This window comes from Streptomyces sp. NPDC002144, assembly GCF_053593695.1.
This window is the reverse complement of the sequence record NZ_JBSFDB010000087.1, coordinates 1-22,599: the sequence shown is the minus strand read 5'-3', so window position 1 is coordinate 22,599 and position 22,599 is coordinate 1. Positions and strand designations below refer to the sequence as shown.

The 22,599-nt window shown below is 68.1% G+C and carries 19 protein-coding genes and 1 pseudogene; 7 read left to right on the top strand and 13 right to left on the bottom strand.

The genetic code is table 11. The annotated features are described in order from the left end of the window. The coding region (locus tag ACWCQ1_RS48905) for a helix-turn-helix domain-containing protein (protein ID WP_451029696.1) at positions 1-211 on the top strand (211 nt) is incomplete at its 5' end. 208 nt (positions 212-419) lie between these two features. Next, positions 420-1,592: a 4-hydroxybenzoate 3-monooxygenase gene (locus ACWCQ1_RS48900; RefSeq protein WP_451029695.1), complete on the top strand. Its 1,173-nt coding sequence runs from the start codon at positions 420-422 to the stop codon at positions 1,590-1,592. 447 nt (positions 1,593-2,039) lie between these two features. Here the strand turns inward: ACWCQ1_RS48900 and ACWCQ1_RS48895 are convergent. Further along, positions 2,040-2,704: pseudogene (locus ACWCQ1_RS48895) on the bottom strand (IS630 family transposase); the annotation flags it as partial. 210 nt (positions 2,705-2,914) lie between these two features. On the opposite strand from ACWCQ1_RS48895, the gene ACWCQ1_RS48890 reads away from it, so the two are divergent. After that, positions 2,915-3,370 carry a hypothetical protein gene (locus ACWCQ1_RS48890; RefSeq protein WP_451029694.1) on the top strand — a complete coding sequence of 152 codons (456 nt, stop codon included), beginning with the start codon at positions 2,915-2,917 and terminating at the stop codon, positions 3,368-3,370. Between the two features lie 22 nt (positions 3,371-3,392). Further along, on the top strand, positions 3,393-3,872 hold the full coding sequence (locus tag ACWCQ1_RS48885) for an RICIN domain-containing protein (protein ID WP_451029693.1): 480 nt from the start codon (positions 3,393-3,395) through the stop codon (positions 3,870-3,872). Between the two features lie 541 nt (positions 3,873-4,413). Here ACWCQ1_RS48885 and ACWCQ1_RS48880 read toward each other — a convergent pair. After that, complete coding sequence (locus ACWCQ1_RS48880; RefSeq protein WP_451029692.1) at positions 4,414-5,211, bottom strand: heparin lyase I family protein; 798 nt, start codon at positions 5,209-5,211, stop codon at positions 4,414-4,416. Positions 5,212-5,500: 289 nt separating this feature from the next. On the opposite strand from ACWCQ1_RS48880, the gene ACWCQ1_RS48875 reads away from it, so the two are divergent. Beyond that, positions 5,501-6,133: a DUF2461 family protein gene (locus ACWCQ1_RS48875; RefSeq protein ID WP_451029691.1), complete on the top strand. Its 633-nt coding sequence runs from the start codon at positions 5,501-5,503 to the stop codon at positions 6,131-6,133. Between the two features lie 776 nt (positions 6,134-6,909). Here the strand turns inward: ACWCQ1_RS48875 and ACWCQ1_RS48870 are convergent. The 5 genes from ACWCQ1_RS48870 to ACWCQ1_RS48850 form a co-directional block, all read right to left on the bottom strand. Then, positions 6,910-9,531, bottom strand: a complete 2,622-nt coding sequence (locus ACWCQ1_RS48870; protein WP_451029690.1) for an FtsX-like permease family protein — start codon at positions 9,529-9,531, stop codon at positions 6,910-6,912. Continuing rightward, positions 9,528-10,292, bottom strand: a complete 765-nt coding sequence (locus ACWCQ1_RS48865) for an ABC transporter ATP-binding protein (protein ID WP_451029697.1) — start codon at positions 10,290-10,292, stop codon at positions 9,528-9,530. Before ACWCQ1_RS48865 ends, ACWCQ1_RS48870 begins: the two co-directional genes overlap by 4 nt. A gap of 33 nt (positions 10,293-10,325) precedes the next feature. Beyond that, positions 10,326-10,742: a hypothetical protein gene (locus tag ACWCQ1_RS48860; protein WP_451029689.1), complete on the bottom strand. Its 417-nt coding sequence runs from the start codon at positions 10,740-10,742 to the stop codon at positions 10,326-10,328. 180 nt (positions 10,743-10,922) lie between these two features. Continuing rightward, on the bottom strand, positions 10,923-11,597 hold the full coding sequence (locus ACWCQ1_RS48855) for a response regulator (protein ID WP_451029688.1): 675 nt from the start codon (positions 11,595-11,597) through the stop codon (positions 10,923-10,925). Continuing rightward, positions 11,594-12,784 carry a sensor histidine kinase gene (locus tag ACWCQ1_RS48850; RefSeq protein WP_451029687.1) on the bottom strand — a complete coding sequence of 397 codons (1,191 nt, stop codon included), beginning with the start codon at positions 12,782-12,784 and terminating at the stop codon, positions 11,594-11,596. The genes ACWCQ1_RS48855 and ACWCQ1_RS48850 overlap by 4 nt, the downstream gene beginning before the upstream one ends. A gap of 571 nt (positions 12,785-13,355) precedes the next feature. Between ACWCQ1_RS48850 and ACWCQ1_RS48845 the strand changes: the two genes are divergently transcribed. Continuing rightward, positions 13,356-14,150 carry a leucine-rich repeat domain-containing protein gene (locus ACWCQ1_RS48845; RefSeq protein ID WP_451029686.1) on the top strand — a complete coding sequence of 265 codons (795 nt, stop codon included), beginning with the start codon at positions 13,356-13,358 and terminating at the stop codon, positions 14,148-14,150. Between the two features lie 766 nt (positions 14,151-14,916). On the opposite strand, the gene ACWCQ1_RS48840 is transcribed toward ACWCQ1_RS48845, so the two are convergent. The 6 genes from ACWCQ1_RS48840 to ACWCQ1_RS48815 form a co-directional block, all read right to left on the bottom strand. Next, complete coding sequence (locus tag ACWCQ1_RS48840) at positions 14,917-15,225, bottom strand: hypothetical protein (protein WP_451029685.1); 309 nt, start codon at positions 15,223-15,225, stop codon at positions 14,917-14,919. Further along, positions 15,216-15,395: a hypothetical protein gene (locus ACWCQ1_RS48835; protein ID WP_451029684.1), complete on the bottom strand. Its 180-nt coding sequence runs from the start codon at positions 15,393-15,395 to the stop codon at positions 15,216-15,218. The genes ACWCQ1_RS48840 and ACWCQ1_RS48835 overlap by 10 nt, the downstream gene beginning before the upstream one ends. 190 nt (positions 15,396-15,585) lie before the next feature. Continuing rightward, the gene (locus ACWCQ1_RS48830) at positions 15,586-15,759 is read right to left on the bottom strand and encodes a hypothetical protein (protein ID WP_165955193.1); all 174 of its coding nucleotides are present in this window, start codon (positions 15,757-15,759) and stop codon (positions 15,586-15,588) included. Between the two features lie 274 nt (positions 15,760-16,033). Continuing rightward, complete coding sequence (locus tag ACWCQ1_RS48825; protein ID WP_451029683.1) at positions 16,034-19,183, bottom strand: caspase, EACC1-associated type; 3,150 nt, start codon at positions 19,181-19,183, stop codon at positions 16,034-16,036. Next, entirely contained in the window at positions 19,180-19,623 is a 444-nt protein-coding gene (locus ACWCQ1_RS48820) for an effector-associated constant component EACC1 (RefSeq protein WP_451029682.1), read from the bottom strand. The genes ACWCQ1_RS48825 and ACWCQ1_RS48820 overlap by 4 nt, the downstream gene beginning before the upstream one ends. 382 nt (positions 19,624-20,005) lie before the next feature. Next, on the bottom strand, positions 20,006-21,172 hold the full coding sequence (locus ACWCQ1_RS48815; protein WP_451029681.1) for an RNA-guided endonuclease InsQ/TnpB family protein: 1,167 nt from the start codon (positions 21,170-21,172) through the stop codon (positions 20,006-20,008). 17 nt (positions 21,173-21,189) lie between these two features. On the opposite strand from ACWCQ1_RS48815, the gene tnpA reads away from it, so the two are divergent. Beyond that, a complete protein-coding gene (tnpA, locus tag ACWCQ1_RS48810) occupies positions 21,190-21,618 on the top strand; it encodes an IS200/IS605 family transposase (RefSeq protein ID WP_451029680.1) in 429 nt (142 codons plus the stop codon). The last annotated feature ends 981 nt before the right edge of the window (positions 21,619-22,599 follow it).

Genomic DNA, 22,599 nt, shown 5'->3' with positions numbered 1-22,599 from the left:
CGGCGAGTACTTACTGGGTGGCGCCACTTCGTCCTCGTTTCCTTGTTCAGGACAACCCTATTGGGTGCCTGTCCGGAAACCTCGTGGCCCCTCAGAGACCGCGGTGGCGTGCGGCTGGTCCAACCCGTCCAGCTTCATCGACGCGTTCACCGAAGTCGTCGGCCAGACACCGGGCCGTTATCAGGCCGACCTGCGCCACCACCACACCTGAACCCCGCGTCAGCGCAGCTCAAGCACCCTTCGCTCGGGTTACGCGCCACGTTGGCGGCTTTCCGGTATTTGCTTTCCAATCACCGGTGGCACGTACCGCAGGGGTCGTCGCAGGGTGGTGGCTGTACGCCGCACCAGCCGGGCGGCCCCATCGGCGCGGCCACGCCGCGAACCGGTTCACTGCTCTGAGCACGGAGGCTCGCACACTCATGACCACGACACGGGACCACACGGCAGTCGTTATCATCGGAGCCGGCGTCGCCGGTCTGACCCTTGGCAACTTCCTGCAGCGCAACGGTATCGACTGCGTCGTGCTCGAAAAGCACCCGCGTGCCTACGTCGAGCAGCGCCAGCGCGCCGGGACCATCGACACCTTCGGGGTGCGCCTGTTCCGCGAGTGGGGGCTGGAGGAAGTCCTGGCCGGCGACCCGATCCCGCACAGCGAGGGCGGCTTCTACATCGACGGCCACGCGATGCCGATCGAGATGGACGAGGACAACGACGAAAGCCTGTACTGCCCACAGCAGGTTCTCGTGCGCAACCTCACCGAGGTCTTCCTGCGCGAAGGCGGCGACCTGCGTTACCAAGCCGACGACGTCACCCTGGACAACCTCACGGGAAACCAGCCCGTCGTGCGCTACCAGGACGCAGACGGATCGGCCCAGGCCATCGACTGCGAGTTCATCGCCGGTTGCGACGGCTTCCACGGCGTTTCCCGCCGCAGCATCCCCGCCAAGGCGCTCACCGAATACTCCCACGAGTACGGCTACTCCTGGCTCAGCGTGATGGCCGCCACCCCGGCCAGCCCGTCCGGCATGGCGATCCATGAACTGGGCCTGGCCGGAATCATCCCCCGCGGACCTGAGGCCAGCCGCATCTACCTCCAGTGTGCGGTCGACGACATCCCTGAGAAGTGGCCGGACGAGCGCATCTGGAGCGAGCTGGAAGCCCGCTTCGGTACTCCTCCCTCGCGCGGCGAGATCCTGTCCAAGCAGATCGTGCCACTGCGCAGCGTGGTGTTCGACCCGATGAGCTACGGCAGGCTGTACCTCCTCGGCGATGCCGCCCACATCGTCCCGCCGATGAGCGCCAAGGGCATCCATCTCGCCCTGCACGACACCGGGGTCTTCGCTCGAGCGGTGATCCGCCACGCGAGGGAAGGCGACCCCAGCCTCCTCGACAGTTACTCGGAGACCTGCCTGCCGCACATCTGGAACTACCAGGCGTTCGCGACGTGGATCACCGACACCATGCACAACGCCGGCTTCACCGGCTTCGAAGGCGAGTTCAAGAAGCAGATCGCCCGCGCCGAGCTCCAGCGCCAGTTCACCTCGGACGCGGCGAACAAGCTGTTCAGCGAACTCACCGCGGGAATCAACTAGTAGACTGTCGCGACTAAGTGTCGTTCTGGTTGGTGAAGTTGGGGTCGGGCAGGCTTCGCTTGATGCTTCGGTTCGGCCGGGCAGGGGTGCTGTGGGCTCGCAGAAGAAGTACCCGGTTGTCTTGAGTGCCGAGGACCGTCGGGCGTTGGAGCGTGTGACGACGACGGGGGTCCGCAGCGCGTCGATGATCAGGCGGGCGCGGGTGCTGCTCGCGTTGGACACCTCGGCTGGCGAGGTCGCTCCGCGGGCGGTGATCGCGGAGCGGGTCGGGGTCTCGTGCGATTCGGTCCGCCTGATCTCGAAGCGGTACGCGGAGACCGGCGGCGATGTGTGGGCCACGGTCGGCCGGAAGGAACGCGCCCAGCCGCCGGTGCCCTCCTTGGTGACCGGCGAGGTCGAGGCAAGGCTGATTGCGCTGGCCTGCTCGAAGCCGCCCAAAGGACACGCCCGCTGGTCGCTGCGCCTGCTGGAGAAGCACGTCGCGCTGACCCTCCCCGACCCCTTCCCCGACACCCTCACCTGCGGCGACACTCCGATGCGGGACCATGTACGGGCCTTGGGCGGCCGCAACGCCTGACCCGACTCGTCCTCGAACACCACCCACGCGTCCTGCTCCCTCACCTTCTTTCCACGCGCGCCCACGTCTCCTCCCGCCATACCCGCACCTGCTCCTCGTCCCGCTCGGCGGCCCGATGCACGGCAACCTGCACCGAGAAGCCCATCTGCCGCAGAATCCGGGAGAGTTGCGGCTGGCTGAAGCGCACGTGGAAGCGCCGGGCGACCAGCACCGCAATCCTCGCCAGCGTCCAGCGCTGGTCCTCACTCCAGCCGTGCGCGGCCGGGCCCTGCTCCAGAGCGCGGGCCAGCCAGGTCCGCCAGGCCGGCTTCATCCTCGATGCCACCCCCGAAGGCCCCTTGGACCGTAACGCCTCCACCCCGCCGTCACGCCAGGCCGCATGCCAGGCGTACGCGGACTTACGCGACACCCGCAGGGCCCGCGCCACCTGCACCGGCCTCAACCCGGCCGCGAACATCTCGGCGGCCTGGTACCGCACCCGCTCCCGCCGGGCCCGCTCTACCGCGGTCAGGCCACCCCCATCGGGATACCTCATCCCACCGGCATACACCCACCACCGAAGCCGCCGTCACCCCGAAGCGAAAACCTCAGATGCGGCGTCGACAAGGTTTCGACAAGGTCGCAACCAGGTCGGGACGCCACTATCGACGCATGCACCGCCGAGCGGCCGAGCAGGCCGGCACCCACGGGCAGAGCGTAAACCGCTGGGGCTTACAGACGATGACACGGAACAGGAGAGCCGGAAATGAGATATTTACTCAGAAAACAGGGTATTGTCGGCAAGGTGGCTGAGGGATTCCTGATGGCCTGCGGGATCGCCGCCGCCACCGCGGTCCCGGCGCAGGCGGCCTATCCGATGGAAGACTTCGTCATATGCAGCCCGGACGACTGTGACGGCGCAACCGAGGGCACGATCACCTGGTACAACCGCACCGCAAACCTCCTGGGTGACGTGTACGACTTCGGCGGTACTTACGGAACCACCGCAATCTTTGAGGCCTTCGCGGGGTCGGTGAAAATCGACTCCGAGACCAGAACTGCAAACGAGGATAGCGATCTTGGCTTTGATCGCCACTTCAACTTCACGATCGGCGACACGGACCTCGTCGGCGGGATCGATCGAATCAAGATCACTCTCTGCCGCGACTACGGCGGCCCTCACCAGCTGTGCGCACGTCCCGTGAACTATTCCCGGTCTTAGGGCTTGCAGCGGAGGAGATGGGATGCGAACGAAGAAATTTGCTGCCCTGGCATCGGCGGCAGCTATGGTCGGGACACTGTTCACGGTGCTTTCCCCCAGCGCCGCGCAAGCAGTGGGAACGTGCTGCTACTACCTCAAGAATGGGAATGGCAAGTACCTGGCGGCCAGTGGCGCCAATGCTGTTGTCAAGACGAGCGGCTTGCCTTTCACGCTTATTGCTGACGGAGGTTACTTAACCCTCTGGCAGTCGAACGCCAACCTCAACCTGGGCCTCAGCGGAAACGCCTCCTCTAGTGGAACCCGAGCTGTCTATGCAGCTGGTTCCAGCAGCTACACCCAGGACTGGTCGCGCAGTTACCTCACCGACACCACATTCCTGTTGAAGAACCGCGCAAACGCGAGCGTGTGTCTCGGAATTTCGGGTGGTAGCACCGGCACCGACGTCTACGTCTTTACCTGCTCAAGTCCGGTTGCCACTAACCAGATTTGGTCGCTCGTATAGTAGCCGGCTGCGGTCGCACCAACCGGCAGCAGACGCAGGCCCAAGCGGGCTAGAGCTGTCTGGCCAGGAAAGTTGCCGCCGGGCAAACGTGGGGCGGGCACGGAATCACTAATTCATGAGCGTCAATACGGTCATTGATCAGTGAGTTCCTGTGCCCGCTTTTTCACGGAGTATTAACCGTTATGCTGCCGGACGGTTTCACTGTCGCGGTAGCGTGCCGAGGAGTTCGTCTAGAACGCCCTGCTCCGCAAGATACAGCCCTCCGCCGCCGCAGGGGCTGACTTTCGTGGGCTCACGCTCAGTCAGCAGATCGAGGGATGGGCGCCATGGGAGGGTCACACACCTGCGCGGGTGATCTCGCCCGCGAAGATATGCGGAGCGCGGGCTTGAAGGTGTTGTAGATCATGGTGGTGCCCCGTCGCGGCTGGCCATCGCACGCACCAGCAGATCGTTCGTGGTTCTCCCCAATGAGGGCCGCCACACACGGCACATCGGACTGACCGGCGAGTCCAGCCGCAGCACCTCCCACCTTGTCTGGTGTTCACCAGTTGGCGGGTTCGGCCAGTCGGTAGGAGTTGGCGATGCGTGCGTGGTCGTGGAAGACGGAGAGCTCCCGGGGGCCGGCGGGCAGGTTCTCGCGCCAGCCGGTGCAGTAGATGCCGGACGACCAGCGGATCGTGTTGGACGTCTTGGGCAGTACGGGGACTCCGGTTCTGCTGTACTTCTTCGCACCGTTGACCCAGATCTCCAAGGCGCCGTCGGTCGCGTGGAGCTTCAGGCGCGTGACGATCCGGATCCACGTGCCGCGCAGATCGGTCACCTTGGCGATGTTCCCGCTGATGCCGCCGGACCCGCCGATGCGCAGGTCGTCGTTCTGGATGAACATCAGCTCCCACGGTCCCTCGGGATCTTCGGGCGACCACTGCTGGAAGGTGACGTTCTGGTTGTGGAACCGCCAGTCTGGGGCGATGTAGATGGCCTGACCGTAGTAGCGGTCCTGGCCTACGGCCTGGGTGGAGGCCTGTATCGTCTCCGAGTGGTAGCCGCCGCCCTCGTTGACATAGGTCTGCTTGGCCTCGATGGCGTTGCCGCCCTTGTAGGCCGGGGCGGTGACGTTGCGTAGAACGCCTTGCTTCTGGGGCTTCTGCGGATAGTTGGACCACCCTTGGACGGTGCCCTCGTCCTGGAAGTAGACCCCGGCCGGCGGGGCCTGCGCGGTCACGCCGGCGTGTGGAGCGGCGTCGGCCACGGCGGAGCTGCCGGCCAGCGGAAGACCGGCGATCAGAGCGCCGACGACGAGGTACGCAGGGATCTTCTTCCCGACCCGCTTCCTTGACATCCGATCAATCCTCCCGAGCGTTCCTGATTGGTGCGGACCTTTCTGGCAAGCTAGCGGGAAGCGCATGATGTGTCCACATCAGCAGGAGGAATAGATCCGATGTCCATGCGCGCCGTCAAACTCCGCCGACCCTGAGCGAACGGCTGTTCCGGGGGCGCTTCCGGGCAGGCCTGGCTGACGAACCCCCAGCGCCATCCCATCTGTTCGCGTGCGCGTCAGCCCGGGGGTACGCCTCCCTGCCCGTCTCACTCTCGGCGCGCGCGGATCATGGGTGAGCTAACCTGCACGCATGCGCGGACAGTTCACCGGCTGGCCTGAGCAGGCCATGGACGTGTTGTGGCAGCTCCAGGGCGAACCGACCCACGCGACCCGCGAGCGCTACCGCGCGGACCGCGAACGCCTGGTCCGGCAGCCGATGATCACCCTGCTCAACGAGGTCGCGGACACCGACCCCCGGTACGAGGACTTCTCCGTCTGGCACTACCGCACCGACTCCTGGTGGTGGCAGCACCAGGGCGCGGTGATCCGGCTCGGCCGCAAGATCGAGATCGGTCTCCGGTTCTCCCTGGACGGCCTGCAGATCCAGGGCGCCTGGTGGTACCCCGATCCCGGCCAGGTGGACACGTTCCGCAAAGCCGTGGCCTCCGAGGGGAGCGGCCGCGAACTGTCCGCCATCGTCGAGGACGTGCGGAAGAAGGGCTACGAGATCTCCGGGGACGTGATGAAACGCCCCCCGCGCGGCTATCCGACGGACCACCCCCGTACAAACCTGCTGCGCCACCGTTCGCTGATCGCCACCCGCCCCCTCGGCTACGAGCAGTGGCTGCACACCCCAGAGGCGGTCGACCGGGTCCTTTCGGCCGCCGCCGACCTGGACGCCCTGCTGATGTGGCTGGTCCGCCACGTGAAGCGCGCCGCCTGACATCACGAGGGCGCCACGGGGCACGGGAGGAACCACACTTGTGCCGCCTGGCCTCCTGGCGGGGATGCACCGCGAGCCGAGACAACCGCAGATGAAGCAGCGTGAGATACCGCGAGAAGTCGCAGGTCCCAGCGTCCGTCCGCTTCCGGCCAGCTCGGCTCGGCAGCGCTCCAAGCGGCGACGGCGGATCAGGGCCGCGACGGTCAGCGGCTCGTCCTCGAACAGCTGGTGCAGCCGACGTACGGATATGTGGTGGGCGGCCGCGATGCCGGGCGGGGACAGATCGGGATCGGCCAGCCGCGCCTCGATGTAGCCGGTGATCCGGTCCCGCAGCCACTCGTCCGGGGCCGGTTGTTCGTCGCCGAGCCGGGCCTCCAGTGCGACCGCGATCAGCTCGACGACGGCCGCCGCCGACCGCAGCGCCTCCGCCTCGCGGAACCCGGTGGCCGACCGCGCCGACTCCCGGGCCAGCTCGGAGACGAGAGCGCCCGGCCCGTGGCTGGCGTCGATGCGTACGCCGATGAGCCGGTCGATCAGCGCGGGCCGGATCCGAAGCTCCCGACGCGGAATGCCTGAACGCGCTGCTCGCCTCCGTGCTGGCCCGGGCCCACGGCCAGCTCGCCCCCGTTTCCGCCGAACGCGCCTGACCGACACCCACACACCCAACAACGTGACAACACCCGCCCTGAGTCCAGCGGACGACCACCACCACGGTCACACACCGTGACATCACGTCAGTACCCAAGACGAGGCGCGCCTCAACTTCGGAGCCCCTTTCATTCGGTGCTGCTCAGTGCGGTCATCGGGGTGATACGGGTGGCGCGACGCGCGGGCAGGAGTCCCGCGAGGGCCGTAAGGATCGTCAGGGCGGTGAGGACCGCTAGCAGTTGTCCTCCAGGCAGCCGCGAGGGTGGGTCGCTGAAGATGATGCGGATGAGCAACCAGGCGTAGGGAATGCCGAGGGCCAGGCCGAGGATGCCGCCGAGGACTCCGTACAGGCCCGCTTCCACGGTGATGATCCAGCGCAGCGCGCTGCCGCCCAGTCCCAGAGCGCGCAGCAGTCCGAACTCACGGGTGCGTTCGATCGCGGTCAGGCTGGTAGTGGCGGTGACGCCGACGACGGCGATGAGGACAGTCAGGGCCAGGAGCCCGAGCGCGATGGTGCCCATCATCTGGATCGTGTTCTGGTCGTGGTCCCGGGCTTCCGCCAGGACGCTGATGGTGACGTCGTCCCGTTGGGAGAGGTGTTCACGGATCAGGGCTTCCAGCGCCTGCTGCGCTCTGCCGCGGCCGGCGAGGCCCTCGGTGGCGGCGTCGGCGAGGAGGCCCGTCGCCCTCTGGGAGGCGCCCATCCGGTCGAGGTCGGCGGGTGCGACCAGGATGTTTGCCATGCCCGGGCCGTCACCGGGCAGCGTGGCAGCGACGGTCAGCTTGATGTTGCCGCGGCGATGGGGGTCCCCCCGCTCGAGCGAACTCGGGAGTGGGGCAGGGAGGGTGAGGGTGTCGCCCGCCCTGACACCGAGGAGGTCGGCCACGTCGGATGCGACGACCGCACTGCCCGGGCCCAGGCTCCCGAGGGAGCCGGTGACGGTGCCGATGGACTTGCCAGTCGGCAGGGCGTACGGATCCAGGTCCGAGACCTCGATCTCCCTGGCCGCCCCCTTGGGTCCGATGGTGACCTGGACGCTGCGGTAGCGGGTGACATGAGTCAGCTGGGGGGATTCGGCGAACTGCCGTACGACGCCGGCGTCCAGGCCCTTGCCACCACCCGCGACCCGGAAGTCGGCGGGGGAGTCGACGGCGGCGGTGCGTTCCAGATGGCTGTTGAGGCCGTCGATGCTGACGAGGGCGCCGGAGACCAGGGCGACACCGAGGGCGACGACGACGGAGACGGACGCGGCACGGCGGGGCGTGCCTCCGACGCCGCTGACGGCCAGTCTGCCGGTGCTGCCCAGTCGGCGCAACGGCCACCCGGCGACGGCCAGCACGGGGCGGACCAAGAGCGGGCCCAGGGCGATGAGGGCCAGAAAGGCGAAGCCCGCCGAGGCGACGGTGACCATCATGGCGTTCTCCCGGTCGTAGTCCATCTGCCCGGGCTGGGGCAGATCGCCGAGTTGGACAACGGCGAGCGCCGTGGACGCAATGACGAGGAGGATTCCGGCGGCGAGCCGGGTGTGGTTGATGCCGCGCTCGCCCGTGACGGTGCTCGCGGCGCGCAGTGCCTGGAGCGGTGACACGCCGGCCGCCGACAGGGCGGGGGCCAGGACCGCGCAGACCGTCACCAGCGTGGCTCCCACGACCACCAGCATGGCACGCAGTACGGGGAAGCCCGGTGCCGACAGCTCCTGTCCCGCGAGGATGCGGGAGGCCGACGGGGCGAGGTGTCCGGCGGCCAGCGCCATCAACACACCCAGCGAGCCCGAGACCGCTCCCACCAGGGCGCCCTCTACGGCGAGAGCGCTCACCAGCCGGCCCTGCGGGGCACCGATGGCGCGCAGAAGTGCCAACTGCCGCAGCCGCTGCGCGAAGACGATACGGAAGGCCGAGGTGGCGACCATGGCCGCGGCCGCCACGGCCACGGTCAGGAACACGGAGATGACCTGGAAGAGCTCACGGACGTCGCCGTTCAGGGCCTCGCGTGCTTCCTGGGCTCGCACGGTGCTGCCGGACTTGAGCGACGCGGCGGAGGACGCCTTGTCGAGTATGCTGCGCACCTGCTCGGACAGTTCGCTCGCCGGGACACCGTCCTTGGCGCGGATGTCCACGTGCTGGAAGCCCGGCTGATCCGCAAGGGATGCGACAAGCGCGTCGGTGGTGTAACCGCCGGCCTGCTGCTCTGCGGTCGCGGTGCTCTTCACCACACCGGTGACGGTGAGGGTGACCTTGGAGGTCTTGTCCCCGTCCTTGGGGTCGGGGATCCGCAGGGTGGTGCGGGTGCCGGGGGCGAGCTGCAGTTCTTCGGCCGCCCGGTTGTTGACGGCGATCTCACCGGCGCGGTCGGGATAGCTTCCCTTGACGAGCCGGACCTCGGACAGTGGCCCGGTGCCGGGGTCGGAGTGCAGCTCCAGCCAGTGCTCGGAGGGACCGGCGAGCGGCGCGCCGGTCTGCACGCGGCCGATGGCCTCGGCCACACCGGGCAACGCGCGGATCTTCTTCAGCGTGGTACCGCTGATGGCCGCGGAATCCCCGCTGGGGGTCGCGACCAGGCTTGCGGCTTCGGGTGTGCCGCGGAAGTGGTCGACGGTGGTGTTCGTGGTGATCTGCTGGGCCATGACCGTGGCGAAGACCACGAAGGCGGCCACCAGGACCGACATCCCAGTCGTCATCAGTCGGCCGGGCCGTCGCAGCAGCTCGGCCAGTTGCGATCCCAGGACGCTCGCGCGCCAGGAGGGGTTCATCCGGCCTTCCTCATGGAGCGCAATGTGAGGGTGACATCGGGGCCGGACGCGGTGTCGACGTCGTCGACGATGCGTCCGTCGGCGAGGACGAGCACGCGGTCGGCGCAGGCGGCGGCACGCGGGTCGTGCGTCACCATGACCACGGTCTGGCCGAGGTCGCGCACGGAGCGGCGCAGGAAGTCGAGTACCTCCGTGCCCGAGCGCGAGTCCAGATTGCCGGTGGGCTCATCGGCGAAGACCACGGCGGGCCGGGCCACCAGGGCCCGGGCCAGCGCCACGCGCTGCTGCTGGCCGCCGGACAGTTCGCTCGGCCGATGGGACATCCGATTGCCGATGCCGAGCACGCCGACGACGTGGTCGAGCAGATCGCGGTCCAGACGCCGGCCGGACATGGTGACAGGCAGCGCGATGTTCTCAAGAGCCGTCAGCTGCGGCAGCAGGTTGAACGACTGGAAGACGAAGCCGACCTTGTCCCGCCGCACCCGGGTCAGCGCCCGATCGGACAGGCCGTTCAACTGCGTCCCATCCAGGGCTATTTCGCCCGAGGTGGCCGCGTCGAGGCCGGCCATGCAGTGCATCAACGTCGACTTGCCTGAGCCCGACGGGCCCGCGATAGCCGTGAATTGCGCTCGGGCAAAGCCTACTGTCACTCCGTCCAGAGCCCTGACTTGCGTCTCTCCCTGGTTGTAGGTCTTCACCAGATCCACGGCCGTGGCGATATGCTGGCCAGCGGCTGCGGCCTTTTCCGTTCCCTGCGTCATAGCCATGGGCTTAATTCCCTTTTGCACGGCGAGTCAGGAGGAGATCGAAGGAAATGCAAGCTTGACTTTGGCGTCTACGCAGTGGCTGTTGGCCTGGTCCTCCAGATGCCGCACTTCCTTGACCGGGGGCGTACCCTCGCCCCTCGCGTTCTGGGCCGCAAGCCCTTCGTAATTCGAGATGCTGGCGCCGAGGTATCCGTCCTTGAGTTGATGCCTGCGCTGCTGCGCACTCTTCTCCCACTTGTCGACTGCTGCCTTGTCGCTGGGGATTTCTCGCGTGGAGTCGACGATTTGCTGCGCCAGTACGCAGTCGGTCTTGGAGGCCTGGGTGGGCCTGTTGTGCTCGTGCCACCAGTACCCGGCCGCGGTCACGATCACCACGGAAACCGCCAGCGCGAGAGCACCGAAAACAATGGCCTTGGTCTTACGCGGGCGGGCAACAGCAGTCATCACAGCCTCCGAAAACTTCCGATGTTGTTTGTCGACCGTTCGTCGATCAACACGGTTGATTCTCGGGAAATGGGCGGCCCGGCACATCGGTTCAGCGCCTGATCTCCGCGCCGCGGAACTGCGACCGGGAGGGGAGGGCTGGACTGCGACTGCAGTCGTAGTCCCGGTCTCGCCGAGGACTCAGCTCGCGGGGCTGACGAGGCCCGCGTCGTAGGCGAAGATGACGGCCTGCACGCGGTCGCGCAGGTCCAGCTTGGTGAGGATCTTTCCGAAGTGGGTCTTCACGGTCGCCTCGGCGATGAACAGGCGCGCGGCGATCTCACTGTTGGAGAGGCCCTCCGCTATCAGCCCGAGCACGTCCCGTTCGCGCGTGGTCAACAGGTCCAGCCGTGCGTCGTGGCGGGGAGAAGGGGCCAGCTTGCCCGCGAACCGGTCCAGGAGCTGGCGGGTGATGCGCGGGGCCACGACGGACTCGCCGCCCGCCACGACACGGATCGCCGTCACGACTTCCTGCGGTGGGGTGTTCTTCAGCAGGAAGCCACTCGCTCCGGCCTGCAGTGCGGCGAAGGCGTCCTCATCGGTGTCGAAGGTGGTGAGCACCAGCACCCGTGGCGTTTCCTGGAGTCCGGTCAATCGGCGCGTCGCCTCGACCCCGTCCATGACGGGCATGCGGATGTCCATGATGACGACATCGGCCTTGGTGGCTGCCAGCAGCCGCAGGGCGTCCGCGCCGTTCTCCGCCTCGCCCACGACCTCGATGTCGCTCTGCGCGGCCAGCACCATGGCGAATCCCGCCCGGATCAGTGGCTGGTCGTCCACCACGACGACACGGATCGGCCCGCTGATTTCATTCATCTCGTCGTCCTTACCGGCAGCTCCGCTGCGACCTGCCAACCCGTGCCCAGGCGCGGTCCGGCGGTGAAACTGCCGCCGGACACCTCCACGCGCTCGCGCATGCCTATGAGACCGTTCCCACCCCCGGCCCTTTCCGACGCGGGCACGGAGCCGGCCAGCTTGCCGGCTCCGTCGTCGACCACGCCGATGAGCACCACGTCCTTGTCGAACCGCAGCGTGATCGCGACGTCCGCGCCGGGACCGGCATGCCGCAGCACGTTGGTCAAGCTCTCCTGGACGATCCGCAACACGGTCAGTTCATCCGCCGTCGACAGCCCGTCCCGTTCGCCCTCGACCGTCAACGTCACCTTCAGCCCGGCGGTGCGGGCCCGTTCGGCCACGGTCTCCAGATCGTCCAGCGAGATCCGGCGGCGGTCGGCCTCCGCTTCCGGCGCCTCGCCCTGACCTGAGGCGCGGCCGCCGCGCAGCACCCGCACGATGCGATGCATGTCCGCCAGCGCGTCCCGCCCGGTGTCGCCGATCGCCTGCAACGCGGAACCGACCTTGTCGGGGTCCGTTTTGAGGACGTATCCGGCACCGTCGGCCTGCAGAATCATCACCGCCAAGCTGTGGGCGACCACATCGTGCAATTCCCGGGCGATCTCGGCGCGTTCCTCGGCGGCCGCGAGCCGCACCAGGTGCTCACGTTCCCGTTCAGCCGTGGCCGCTCGGGCCTCCAGGCTGGCCACGTACAGCCGACGTGTCCGCAGCACCATCGCGGTCAGCCATACGGCCGCACAGACACCACCAAACGCGGCGATGTCAGTCAAGCTCTCGGTCGCCGCCCTGCCGAAGGGAAGTATCCCGCCGAAAAGCGCCATCACGCCCAGCACCACGAACGCACCGGCAGCGTATGCATGCCACATCGTCCGGGTGTGGGCGACCACGGAAACCATCGCGACGAGCAGCGCCATGTCGTACGCGGCCAAGTCATTCGTCACCACGTACTGGATCAGCGCAAGTCCCGAAACCACGCACATCACCAGCATCGGCCGATGGCGCCGGAACAGCAGGGCCAGGGCCATCGCGCAACCTGTGAGCACATCGAACGATTCGTCGTAGCGTGAGGTCGCCAGGGCCACCAGCACCGCGATCGACACGTCGTAGGCGGTGTGTATCCGTGGCAGAGCCATCAAGCGGCGCAACATGGCAGCCAAGCCTAGGACATCACTCTGCAGGGGCGTGGACCTGCTGCCGCACGTGGATGCCGAGAACATCGCTGCTCGCGGCCTGCTGGGCCAGCCGTCACCGTCTTTGACCGTGGTGCCTCGTACGGATTCGGAGGAGACCGACCGGCAGGTCGATCCATGGGGCCCCTGGAGTGTGGACACCACCGCCGTGCGGCCCGCTGCTGGTTCAGCCTCGCCCGCCATGACGGGGACGCCGGTCGGGGCAACTCCCGGTGATCAAGGGGCTCTTCTTCGTAGATTCGAAGGTGCCAGCCAAACGAACCGCAAGAAGAGCCGAAGAAGAGCCCCAGATGGAACCCTATGACGCCTTATCCGAGCCTGATGGGTATGCCGCCTCCCGTTGAAATTGACCAGTGCCGCTCGTCGCCCCACTCGATCCGACATTCAACGGAGTGGGGAATTTCAACGAGCGAGGTGCGGCGTTGTCGGCTGGCGTCGCCCGATTGTGGAGTGTGCGGGCCGTGCCGGGCGGTGCGTTCGCTGGTATTCGGATGGCGCTGCACGGACGCCACATCCCTATCGTTGCGCCATGACGGACGAACAGCTCCCCGCACAGGTCTTCCCGAACCGCTTTCCCGAAGCGATGGACTCCCGGCCCGGGGCGCCGCAGGACGGCTGCCACTGCTTCAACCAGGTCCGGGTGAGTCCGCCCGGCGCGGCGACGTCCTTCCATGCCGAGATCCAGGACACCAGCGCTCCGGGCTGGCTCCGGCTGCTGGAGCTGATCGAGGAGGCGGCAGCCGACGGCCGGGAAGAGTTCCGCCCTCTGGCGGAACTGAGCCCCGAGGAGCGGCAGCAGATCGTGACTCTGCCGGCGTCGATCGGGAGTTTGACGGCGGTGCGGACCCTTGTGCTGTACGGAAGCAACCTGGTTCGGATACCTCCGGAGATCGGCATGATGACGAGCCTGGAGGAGTTCAGCCCCTACACCTCGCATCGGCTGCACTGGTTCCCGTACGAGATCACGCGGTGCGCCCGGCTGGCGCACAGCACGGTGAGCACGCGCTCGATCTACGGCAACTTCAAGTACCGGCCGCCGTTCCCGCGGCTCCTTCCGCCCGGCGATACGGTCCTGGACCTCGACAGCCTGGCTCCATTCCGCTGGGGAACCACCGCGGCCCGCACCTGCAGCGTCTGCACCGAGCCGATCTCGGCGACGGGCCCTTACCAGGCTTGGCTTTCCCAGGTGGTGGCGACCGACGTCCTGCCCCTACTAGTCAACGCTTGTTCCCAGGCGTGCCTCGACGATCTACCACCTGGGGCGAAGGGCTACATCCCTACACCTCATCGGGGTGGTGCAATCGAACAGCCTCCGCCGCGTTGACCACCGTCACCCGGGCCCCACAGTCCTGACATAGCAGAGCCGGTGGCTGTCCTCGTACTGCGCCACCTTGCTGAGCAGTTCGACGTCGTGGACGCGTCAGCGGGCGAGGACGTCGTTGATGCCGTCGACGGCGAAGGTGACGCGGTGCAGACCCGGCGTGTTGGGCGACGTGTTCCGCTGTCGGCCGCCTTCGAGTCGCCAGGCCCCACCACAGGAGCCGCAATAGATCAGCGGGGCGACACCCTATGGGGTGCCGGATGGGTGAGGAGGTTCATCGAGCAGGTGTGGGATCACTCCCGAGCATGGGGTGGCCGTTTTCAACGAGCCCCATCAATGGGGTATCCGCGGCCATGAGCTGCGAGCGGTACGACCGCGTGAGAGGGCAGAGCGTGCTGTGGGCCGCGAGGCAGGGCACAAGCGCCGCGGGCCCGTGGCGTGAAGCAAAGACCCCGGCTGGACGGGGGAGGCCAGCCGGGGCCGTGGGTGGTGGCGTGCGCAGGGCGGTCGCCTCTCGGCGGGGTGCTCCCTGGGGCTTCAGCCAGACGATCGTCCCCAGGGGCTGTAGGTGAGGCCCGGGGACACTGTCCCCTGCACAGCCACGTCCATAGGAACGGCGAACTGCCCTTGCTTTGTTCCGCCGTTGGCGATGTGGGGGTGTGAGGTGAGGCACGCTGTTGCCTCGGCGTCCGTGGCCATCGGCGCCGTGCGTGCCGGGATGCTGTACCTCCCCGACGGCTCTGGGGGCAAGGCCGCCGAGTCGGCCGTTTCAGTCGCCGTCGTCGTCTTCGGTGTACGGTTCGGCAAGCCGCAGCCCGAGGTCGTCGAGCCAGTTGTGGCCCCAGGCGCGCAAGGCGGTGATGCCGGCGGGATGCATGCCGTATGCGGCGAACTCTCGGTCGGAGGTGAAGTCGACCGCTTCGAGCCGGCCGTGCAGTTCCTGTAGGTCGAACTCCTCGTCGTGCTGTGCGCCCAGACATTCGAGTTCGGCGATGGTGTACAGCTCGCGGGCGCTGAAGACGTCGATGACGTCGCGGGGGAAGCCCCGGTCGTGGAGGGCCCGGACCTTCAGTCCCACGGCGTCGTCGCGGGAGAGCGTGGGCCCGGATTCGGTCTGGCGGGCGGCTTGTGGAAGATCTCCTTGAGGATGTCCAGCTCGCAGGAGTGACCGGTTGCCGTGTCGGTGGCGAGCAGGCGGGCCATGCGCGGGGCGACCTCGACGGTGCGGATCGCCCATCCCCTGTCCACGAGGCCGGCCGCGACGGCGTCGGTGATCTCGTCCTGCCGGCTGGTGTGTCGGTGGCCAGGTCCAGGTCCTGGCTGGCGCCGCTGACCAGCTCATGGGCCTGGATGGCGTAGCCGCCGGCCAGCACCAGGCGATAGGAGCGACCGCTGTCCAGGGCGTCACGGAGCAGGCGCCGGTGCAGTAGTGGAAGCCTCATGCAGCGGCGGCGGCCGCCAGCTCGGGGAAACGCTGTTCCCAGCAGGTACGCACCGGCTTGCCCAGGGCGATCCGCAGGCGCGGCCAGTGCCTGCCGTTGCATCTGGCGTGGTCGGGGCTGAGGCACTTCGACATCAGCGACGAGCAGCTGCTGCTGGGCCTGTACCGCACCGTGCTCGCTCCACCGTCCCGGAGGTGGGTCCGGACAGTTCGGCGAGGTGCGCGGGCAGACGCTCGGCCACATGAGCCCAGCGCGCAGCGGCGGCCTGGTCGATGGTCACGGCTTCAGTATGCGTCCCCACGGCGGCCGCTATGTCGATCGCGGGCCTGCGGGACAGGTCACCGATTCGGCGGCGGAGCGGATCGCGCCGGTGTCCCAGCAGGTGGCTGGGGAGTTGTCGGAGGGTGTTGGCGAGTTGCGGCGGCTGATGCCGGGAGCCGCCCGTCACGGGGCCTTGAGGGTGAAGTATGTGATGGCGTGGGGGTTGTCCATGGGGAAGGTGGCGATGCGGCCTTCGTCGTAGAGGGCGACGTAGACGTCGTGGGCGCCGACGGTGAGGGCGAACGGCGCGTCGCCGAGGTCGAGCGGCGCGTCGAGTGTCTTCATCGTGCCGGTGTCCACGACGGACAGTTCACCCTGGCGGGGGCTGGGGTAGATGGTCGCCACGTAGAGCCGAGCGCCGTTCGCGCTGACGGCCAATCGCTGGCCGAGAGTGCCGGACGGCACCTCGGTCTCACCGGTCACCTTGCCGCTCTTCGCGTCCAGGGCTACGACGCTCGCGGCCACGTTGGGTTCGTCTTCGACCACGTAAAGCCGGGAGGAGTCGGTCGGATCGATCGCGAGTGCGGCGGCTTTGCGCGCGAGTGCGATGTCGCGCTTCCTGACGGGGTGCGCGTCCAGTTCGTAGACCGACACCGAGGTGCCCGCGGCCAGGTAGCAGCGCGTGCCGTCGCGGCTCAGCGCGGCGTAGGTCCACGCATGCCGTGGTGAGATCGGTGAGGCCGAGCGGGTCAGGCCGGTGCCGAGCAGCGAGATGGCGTTCGCCTGCGGGCTGAAGACCCAGGCATCCCCCTTGTCGGTGACCTCCACCTGGTTCGGCTTGCCGCGCACGGCCAAGGGGCCATCCAGCGGCCCCAGTTCCTCGGTGGTCAGCACGGTCACCGTGCCGGTGTCGGGCTGGGTGACGTACAGATAGCGGCCGTTTTGGCTAAGCGTGGCAAAACCGTACGTCTTGAGCTTGACCGGATCCCGCAGGGGCTTGCCCGTCGTCGCGTCCAGGACGGCCACCATGCCGGGGTCGTGGGCCGAGAACGGGGCTCCCAGCCGGTGCAGCTGGCCGGTGACATAGAGCCGTCGCCCGTCCGGGCTGACGGCCAGGCTCAGCGGGTGCACCCCCACGCGCACCTCATGGGTGGTGACCGCGACCAGTTCGCCGCCCCCGGCGGCCAGCAGCGGCAGCAGCGTCAGCCCCGCCACCAGCATCCTGCGCCGAGGGGGCACCGCCGGTCCGTCGGCCGAACGGGCCCAGCGGGCCAGGACCGTCGTCAGCACAGCGAGGGCGACGGGCGCCGCGCCGGCGAGCCAGACCCTGTCGACGTCTTCGTCGAGTTCGGTGAACTTCGCGTAGGTGCCGGCCATCACCGCGGCCGTGCCCACCGCCCAGCCGAGGACGAGGCCGTACCCGGTCCGGCGCGGCGTCAGCACGGCCGCCCAGGCGGGCACCGCGAGGGCCGCCGCGACGGTCGCCGGGGACGCCCACGAACGGTGGATGACATCGGGCTCAGGGATGACCTGCCGGAGCCCGGCGATCTGGTGGGTCAGCAACAGGGCTGCGAGCACCGCGACGGCCGCGACGCCGCAGGCCGTGCCCAGTACGACGCAGCTCCACAGTGCCCGGGGCGGGCGTGAGTCGAGCCGTGTCTGGCGGTTCCTGGCCAGAGCGAACGCGGCGATACAGGCCGCCATCAGGAGGGCGGCGTGTCCGGCGAGCGCGAGCCGGTCGACGTCCTTGAACACCACCCACGCACTCGCGGTCTCCGCGGCGAAATACACGAGCCCCCACAGGGAGGCCGCCGCGGCTCCCAGGAGGAGGCCGGGTCCGGTGGTCGTCCTCGTCCTGGGTAGGAGCGTGCACAGCGATCCGGCCGAGGCGATGGCGGAGATTCCGGCGAGGTACCAGGTGACGCAACCCCAGTTGGTCGAGCTGAACCGCCTGAAGGGCCCTTCCTCCCAGAGCAGGCTCTTGACCAGCAGTGCGACGGCGGCTGCGCTGATCAGACCGGACAGCCCCGTGAGACCGAGCGGCCGGAGACGATCACGCAACCGCCGGACCGGCGCGAACGCCGATGGCAGGGCGCGTCGTACACCGAGCAGGCGAGGCGCCTTCGCGCCGTCGTCGCCGGACACCGGAACCGCGGCCTGCGGCCGCGATTCCACCGGCTCACGTCCCCCATGAACCGTGGGCGGCTCGCTCGACTCCAATCCCCCAGGAACGGTGGACGGCTCGCTCGACTCCGCTCGCCCCGGAAGGGAGGGCGGCTCAGTGGGCCGCGGTGCAGCCGGAACGACGGCCGGTGTCCGGGGCATGCCCGGTCCGCCAGGCACGGTGCCCGTCCCTGTCCGCGCTCGGACGTCGGGCGGGCTGGCCCCCTCCGGGTCGACGCCCAACAGCTCAGCGGCCGCTCCCGACACCATGCGGCTGTCGTCGCCCGCGAGCCGTTGGATCTCCCGCCGGACCGTCTCGCGCACCAGCGCATTGCCCACCCGGCGCAGATGATCCAGGCCCTCCAGTGCGGAGAGCCGGTCCCCGGCGATGGGGCTGGTGAGGGCGTTGCGCAGGTAGGCCGGCAGGGTCCAGTTGGTGTTGCGGGCGATGACCAGGCGCCCCTCCATGTCGTCTCGCCGCTTGGGCCGTTGCTGCGGCATCTCCTCCACGACACGGTCGTGGACGTAGCGATACAGCTCGTCGAGGGTGATGTCACCGTCGCCGTCCAGGTCGGCGGTGCCCTCGCGCAGGCCGGTCACCAGGTGGCGGGTGAAGACGGACTGGACGGCCGTGCCGCTGAAGCGGTCCCCCTCGTAGGAGTACTGAGCGGCGTCGGACGCGGTGAGAACCGTACGGCCGCGGCCCTGGAAGCGGGAGAGGGCGTGGACCGTGGTGTCGCCCTTGGCGAGGCGCCCGGAAGGGTAGGCCCCGCTGTAGCAGCAGTCGAGGATCAGCACCTTGCGGCGGGACTCGCAGTCGTTCATCGCCTGGTCGATCTGTTCCGCGGGCAGCGAGGTGAACAGCAGGCTGCCGGGGCGTGTGTTGCGCATCGCCAGGTAGAGACGGCCGTCCTCGTCCCTGAGGCCGTGGCCGGTGAAGTACAGCAGTACCAGGTCGTCGCCGCTGCGGTCGCGGAAGAGTTCGCCGACGGCCTCGCCGACGCGGTAGTGCGGCTCGTTGACCAGGACGGTGACGTCGAAGCCCGCGATCGCGGGGTCGCCCAGCACCTGCGCCAGTGCCTCGGCGTCGTGGGCGGGAGCGGTCAGGCGGCTCAGGCCCGGGTCCTCGTGCTCGTACGTGGCCACCAGCAGGGCGAGACGGCGGCTCATGACGGTTCGCGGTCCCCGCCGGGTGCGCTGTGCCGGCCGACGTAGGCCTCGACGACCGCGGCACGTTCGGCGGCGGTGGCACGGTCGAGTTCGAGGGTGTCGCCGTCGATCGTGACGCTGACGCGGTCGCCCGCCGCGCGGCGGGCGAGCCAGTCGCGGAGGGTGTCGACCAGGGCGGTGAGGACCCCGCCCGAGGCGCTCAGGGCCACGACGATCGCCCCGACGGTGACGGCGTCGCCCTTCGCACCGGGCGGCGGCGGGCCCGCGGCCTCCAGCCGGGCCGCACCCAGCTCGGCCAGTTCGGCGCGCAGCTGACGCGCGGACCGGTCGACCGTTTCCGGGTCGGCCCCGGGATCGGCGGCGATCCGGACCCGTACGGCCAGCTCACGGACCGGCCGGGCTCTGTCGTGTCCCTCGTCCCACGCGCCCGCGGAACTCATCGCAACCACCCCCGTCGTTCACCACTCGCGACTCGACAACAGTGTGGCGCCGTCTGTGGACACGGGGCAGCCTTTCCCCACAAGTGCGGCAGAATCCGACGTACGGACTTGACGTGCCGTCAACCGCGCGATGTGTACGCGAACAGCTCCACCGCCTGGTGTACCTCCGTAAGACCCGGGACAGGTCGCTCTTGCCGTAGGCGACCATGGCGGTGAGGGCGGCAAGTTCGTCCTCGGCGATGGCCGTGTCTGACCTGGAACCTGCACTACTGCGCGGCCGTTCCGGCAACGGCTATCGGGTCAACTTGACCCGGCCCTAAAGGACCGGGCTTGGAGGTAGCGCCCAACTGGCTGCTGGGTTGACTCCTCCGTCCTGACACACCTATCGGGTGGCAGGGACGCGTGACTCACGCCCCGCGTTCCACACGCTCTCGCCACGGGTGGCGATGTTGTGGGAAGCATTCCGGTCGGCGTGGGCAACGACCCCGCACCCCCGGCAGATGAAAAGTCCCTGGTCGACACGGTTGCGTTTGTCGACGTGGCCGCACTCGGCGCATGTCTGGGACGTGTACGCGGGATCGACGAAGACCAGGGGCACGCCTGCCCGCTTGGCCTTGTAGACGATGAAGTCTCCCAGCTGGGCGAAGGCCCAGGAGTGGAGCGCGACCCGTTGGGGCTTGCGGAGCCGTACCCTCTGCCGGATTCCCTTGAGTTCTTCCAGGGAGATCCCGGCCGAGGTGCGTTCAGCCTCGGTCACGATCGTCTTGGCGATGATGTGGTTGGTGTTCTTGACGTGCCGCGTCTCGCGGCGGGAGCGCTCCTTGAGCCGGCGCTTGGCGGACTTGGTGCGCTTCTTCTGGAGCTTGGCCCGCAGGGCAAGCTGCCTCTTGCGATACCGGTTCAGGGCGCGTCCGGCGGCCTGGTAGCCGGTGGATGTGGTGGCGATGTTGACGATGCCGAGGTCCACGCCGATGAAGCCGTCCGGCTCGTACGTCTCGGCCTGGGGAACCTCGCACGTGGCGATCAGATAGAAGACGCCGTCACGCTCGATCAGGTCGGACTCGCCCTTGCGGTACTGCTGGAGCACCTTGAGCGCGTCCGCTGAGCACACAAACCGCACGCCCTTCAACCGGCCCTCGGTGGTCCAGATCGAAACCGTCCGCTGGTCGTGCTGCCAGCTCAAACACCGGTCGTCATACGGCTGCGCGGCATCGGGACGGAACGTGATCGGCTTCGACTCCGCCTTGCGGCGGCGCTTCGACTTCGGCTTGCCGAGGTGCCCGGCCTGGATGTTCGCCCTCAAGGTGGTGTAGGCGTCGCGCACCTTCTTGATGGTGTGCTGGGCGGCCTGCGCCCCGAGACCTTCGGCCTTGAGGCGCGGGTACGTGTGCTTGCGCAGCTCGTACTCACGCGGCACCCCGTGGGTGAACGCCACTTCGGAGACCCAGCACGCCAGAGCGTTGACCGTGCGCAGGGTCGCGGACAGCGCGGCGGCCTGCTCGGCCTCCGGCATCAGCTTCACCTGCGTCACGATCTTCACGACGATCATCGTACTACAGTTGATCTATGTCACCACGCTGGGAGCCAAACCCCAACATTCGCAGGGGCCGTACGGTCGTCTACACCCTCCACGCCCACTTGGTCTTCACACCCAAGTACCGGCGCGGACCGTTCACCGACGAGATCCTCACGCGCTGCGAAGAGATCATGCGGGCCGTGTGCGCCGACTTCGAAACTGAGCTGGTGGAGTTCAACGGCGAGCGTGATCACGTCCACCTGCTCGTGCACTACCCGCCCAAGGTCGCCATCTCGCGGTTGGTCGGCTCCCTCAAGGGGGTGTCCGCCCGCAGGCTCCGTCAGGAGTTCCCCGGCCACATCCGCAAGTACCTGTGGGGCGACCACTTCTGGTCCCCGTCCTACTTCGCCGCATCCTGCGGCGGCGCACCGCTAGAGATCATCAAGGAGTACATCGAGAACCAGAAGCGACCCGACTGAGGGCAACAGTGCAGACCCGTGCGCCCGTGCAGGTCACCCCTATCTTGAGAAGCGCTTCCTCCCGGGCGTGAACGCCCGGGGTTCCGCGCTAGATCATGCTGAAAAACCGGCTCCAGGCCATCGAACGAGACACCAACGTGGTCTGAGTGGTGCACGTATCCCCGTACTTGGTGGTGCACCCACACGGCTCAGTCAAGATTTCGTGACGGGGTGACGGAGCGTCTTTCCGGGTGCTCTGACTTCGCAGCCCCTGAGCGCTACGCACGTGGCGTTGGGTGGAGCTCCGTCTCGGGCACTGAGCGGTCAAGGAGCGGCGCGGCCACGGCTACTCGCGCGGGCGTTGGGCTCCCCGGGCTGGGCCACTGGTGGCGTTCACCGGTCAACGTGCCTCGCAGGAGGTCGGGCGAAGGGGACGCCGCATGCCGCGTATGAGGCCCGCAGTGAGATCGCCACCCGGATCACCGACTTCTACAAAACCAGGCGACTACACAGCGTGTGCGGGTTCAAGAGCCCGATCGACCACGAACGTGACTACCGAGCCACCCTCAGCGAGGGACTGGCCGCATAGATCGTCTCCACGCTACGAGGAATGACACCCGCACCAAGAGGATCACGAGACAGACGCACAGACGCGCCGGTTGCGACCTCCTTCGCCACCGCATCCTTCCGCCCTGACCGCTACTCGGCGTCACCACCGACTACTGGCCAGAGTCGCTGGCCGGACAGACCCGGGCTCAATCAGAGCCGAGTGTGGGGCTGGTCCAGTGCGGCCCACACGGGCATGATGCTGACCCCGTCGGCGGTCAGCGCAGCGCCGGGGCGGGTTCGGTGCAGTCGGGTGAACGCGCCGTCCCTTCCCTCAACGCAGGCTGTGGGCGCGAGCGAGCAGCGTGCCGGAGGAGTGGCAGAGTTAGTAGGCTGCCCACAGCGGGATCGGCCCGCAGCACAGCGTCCAGGAGGTGCTTCATGACTGCCGACATG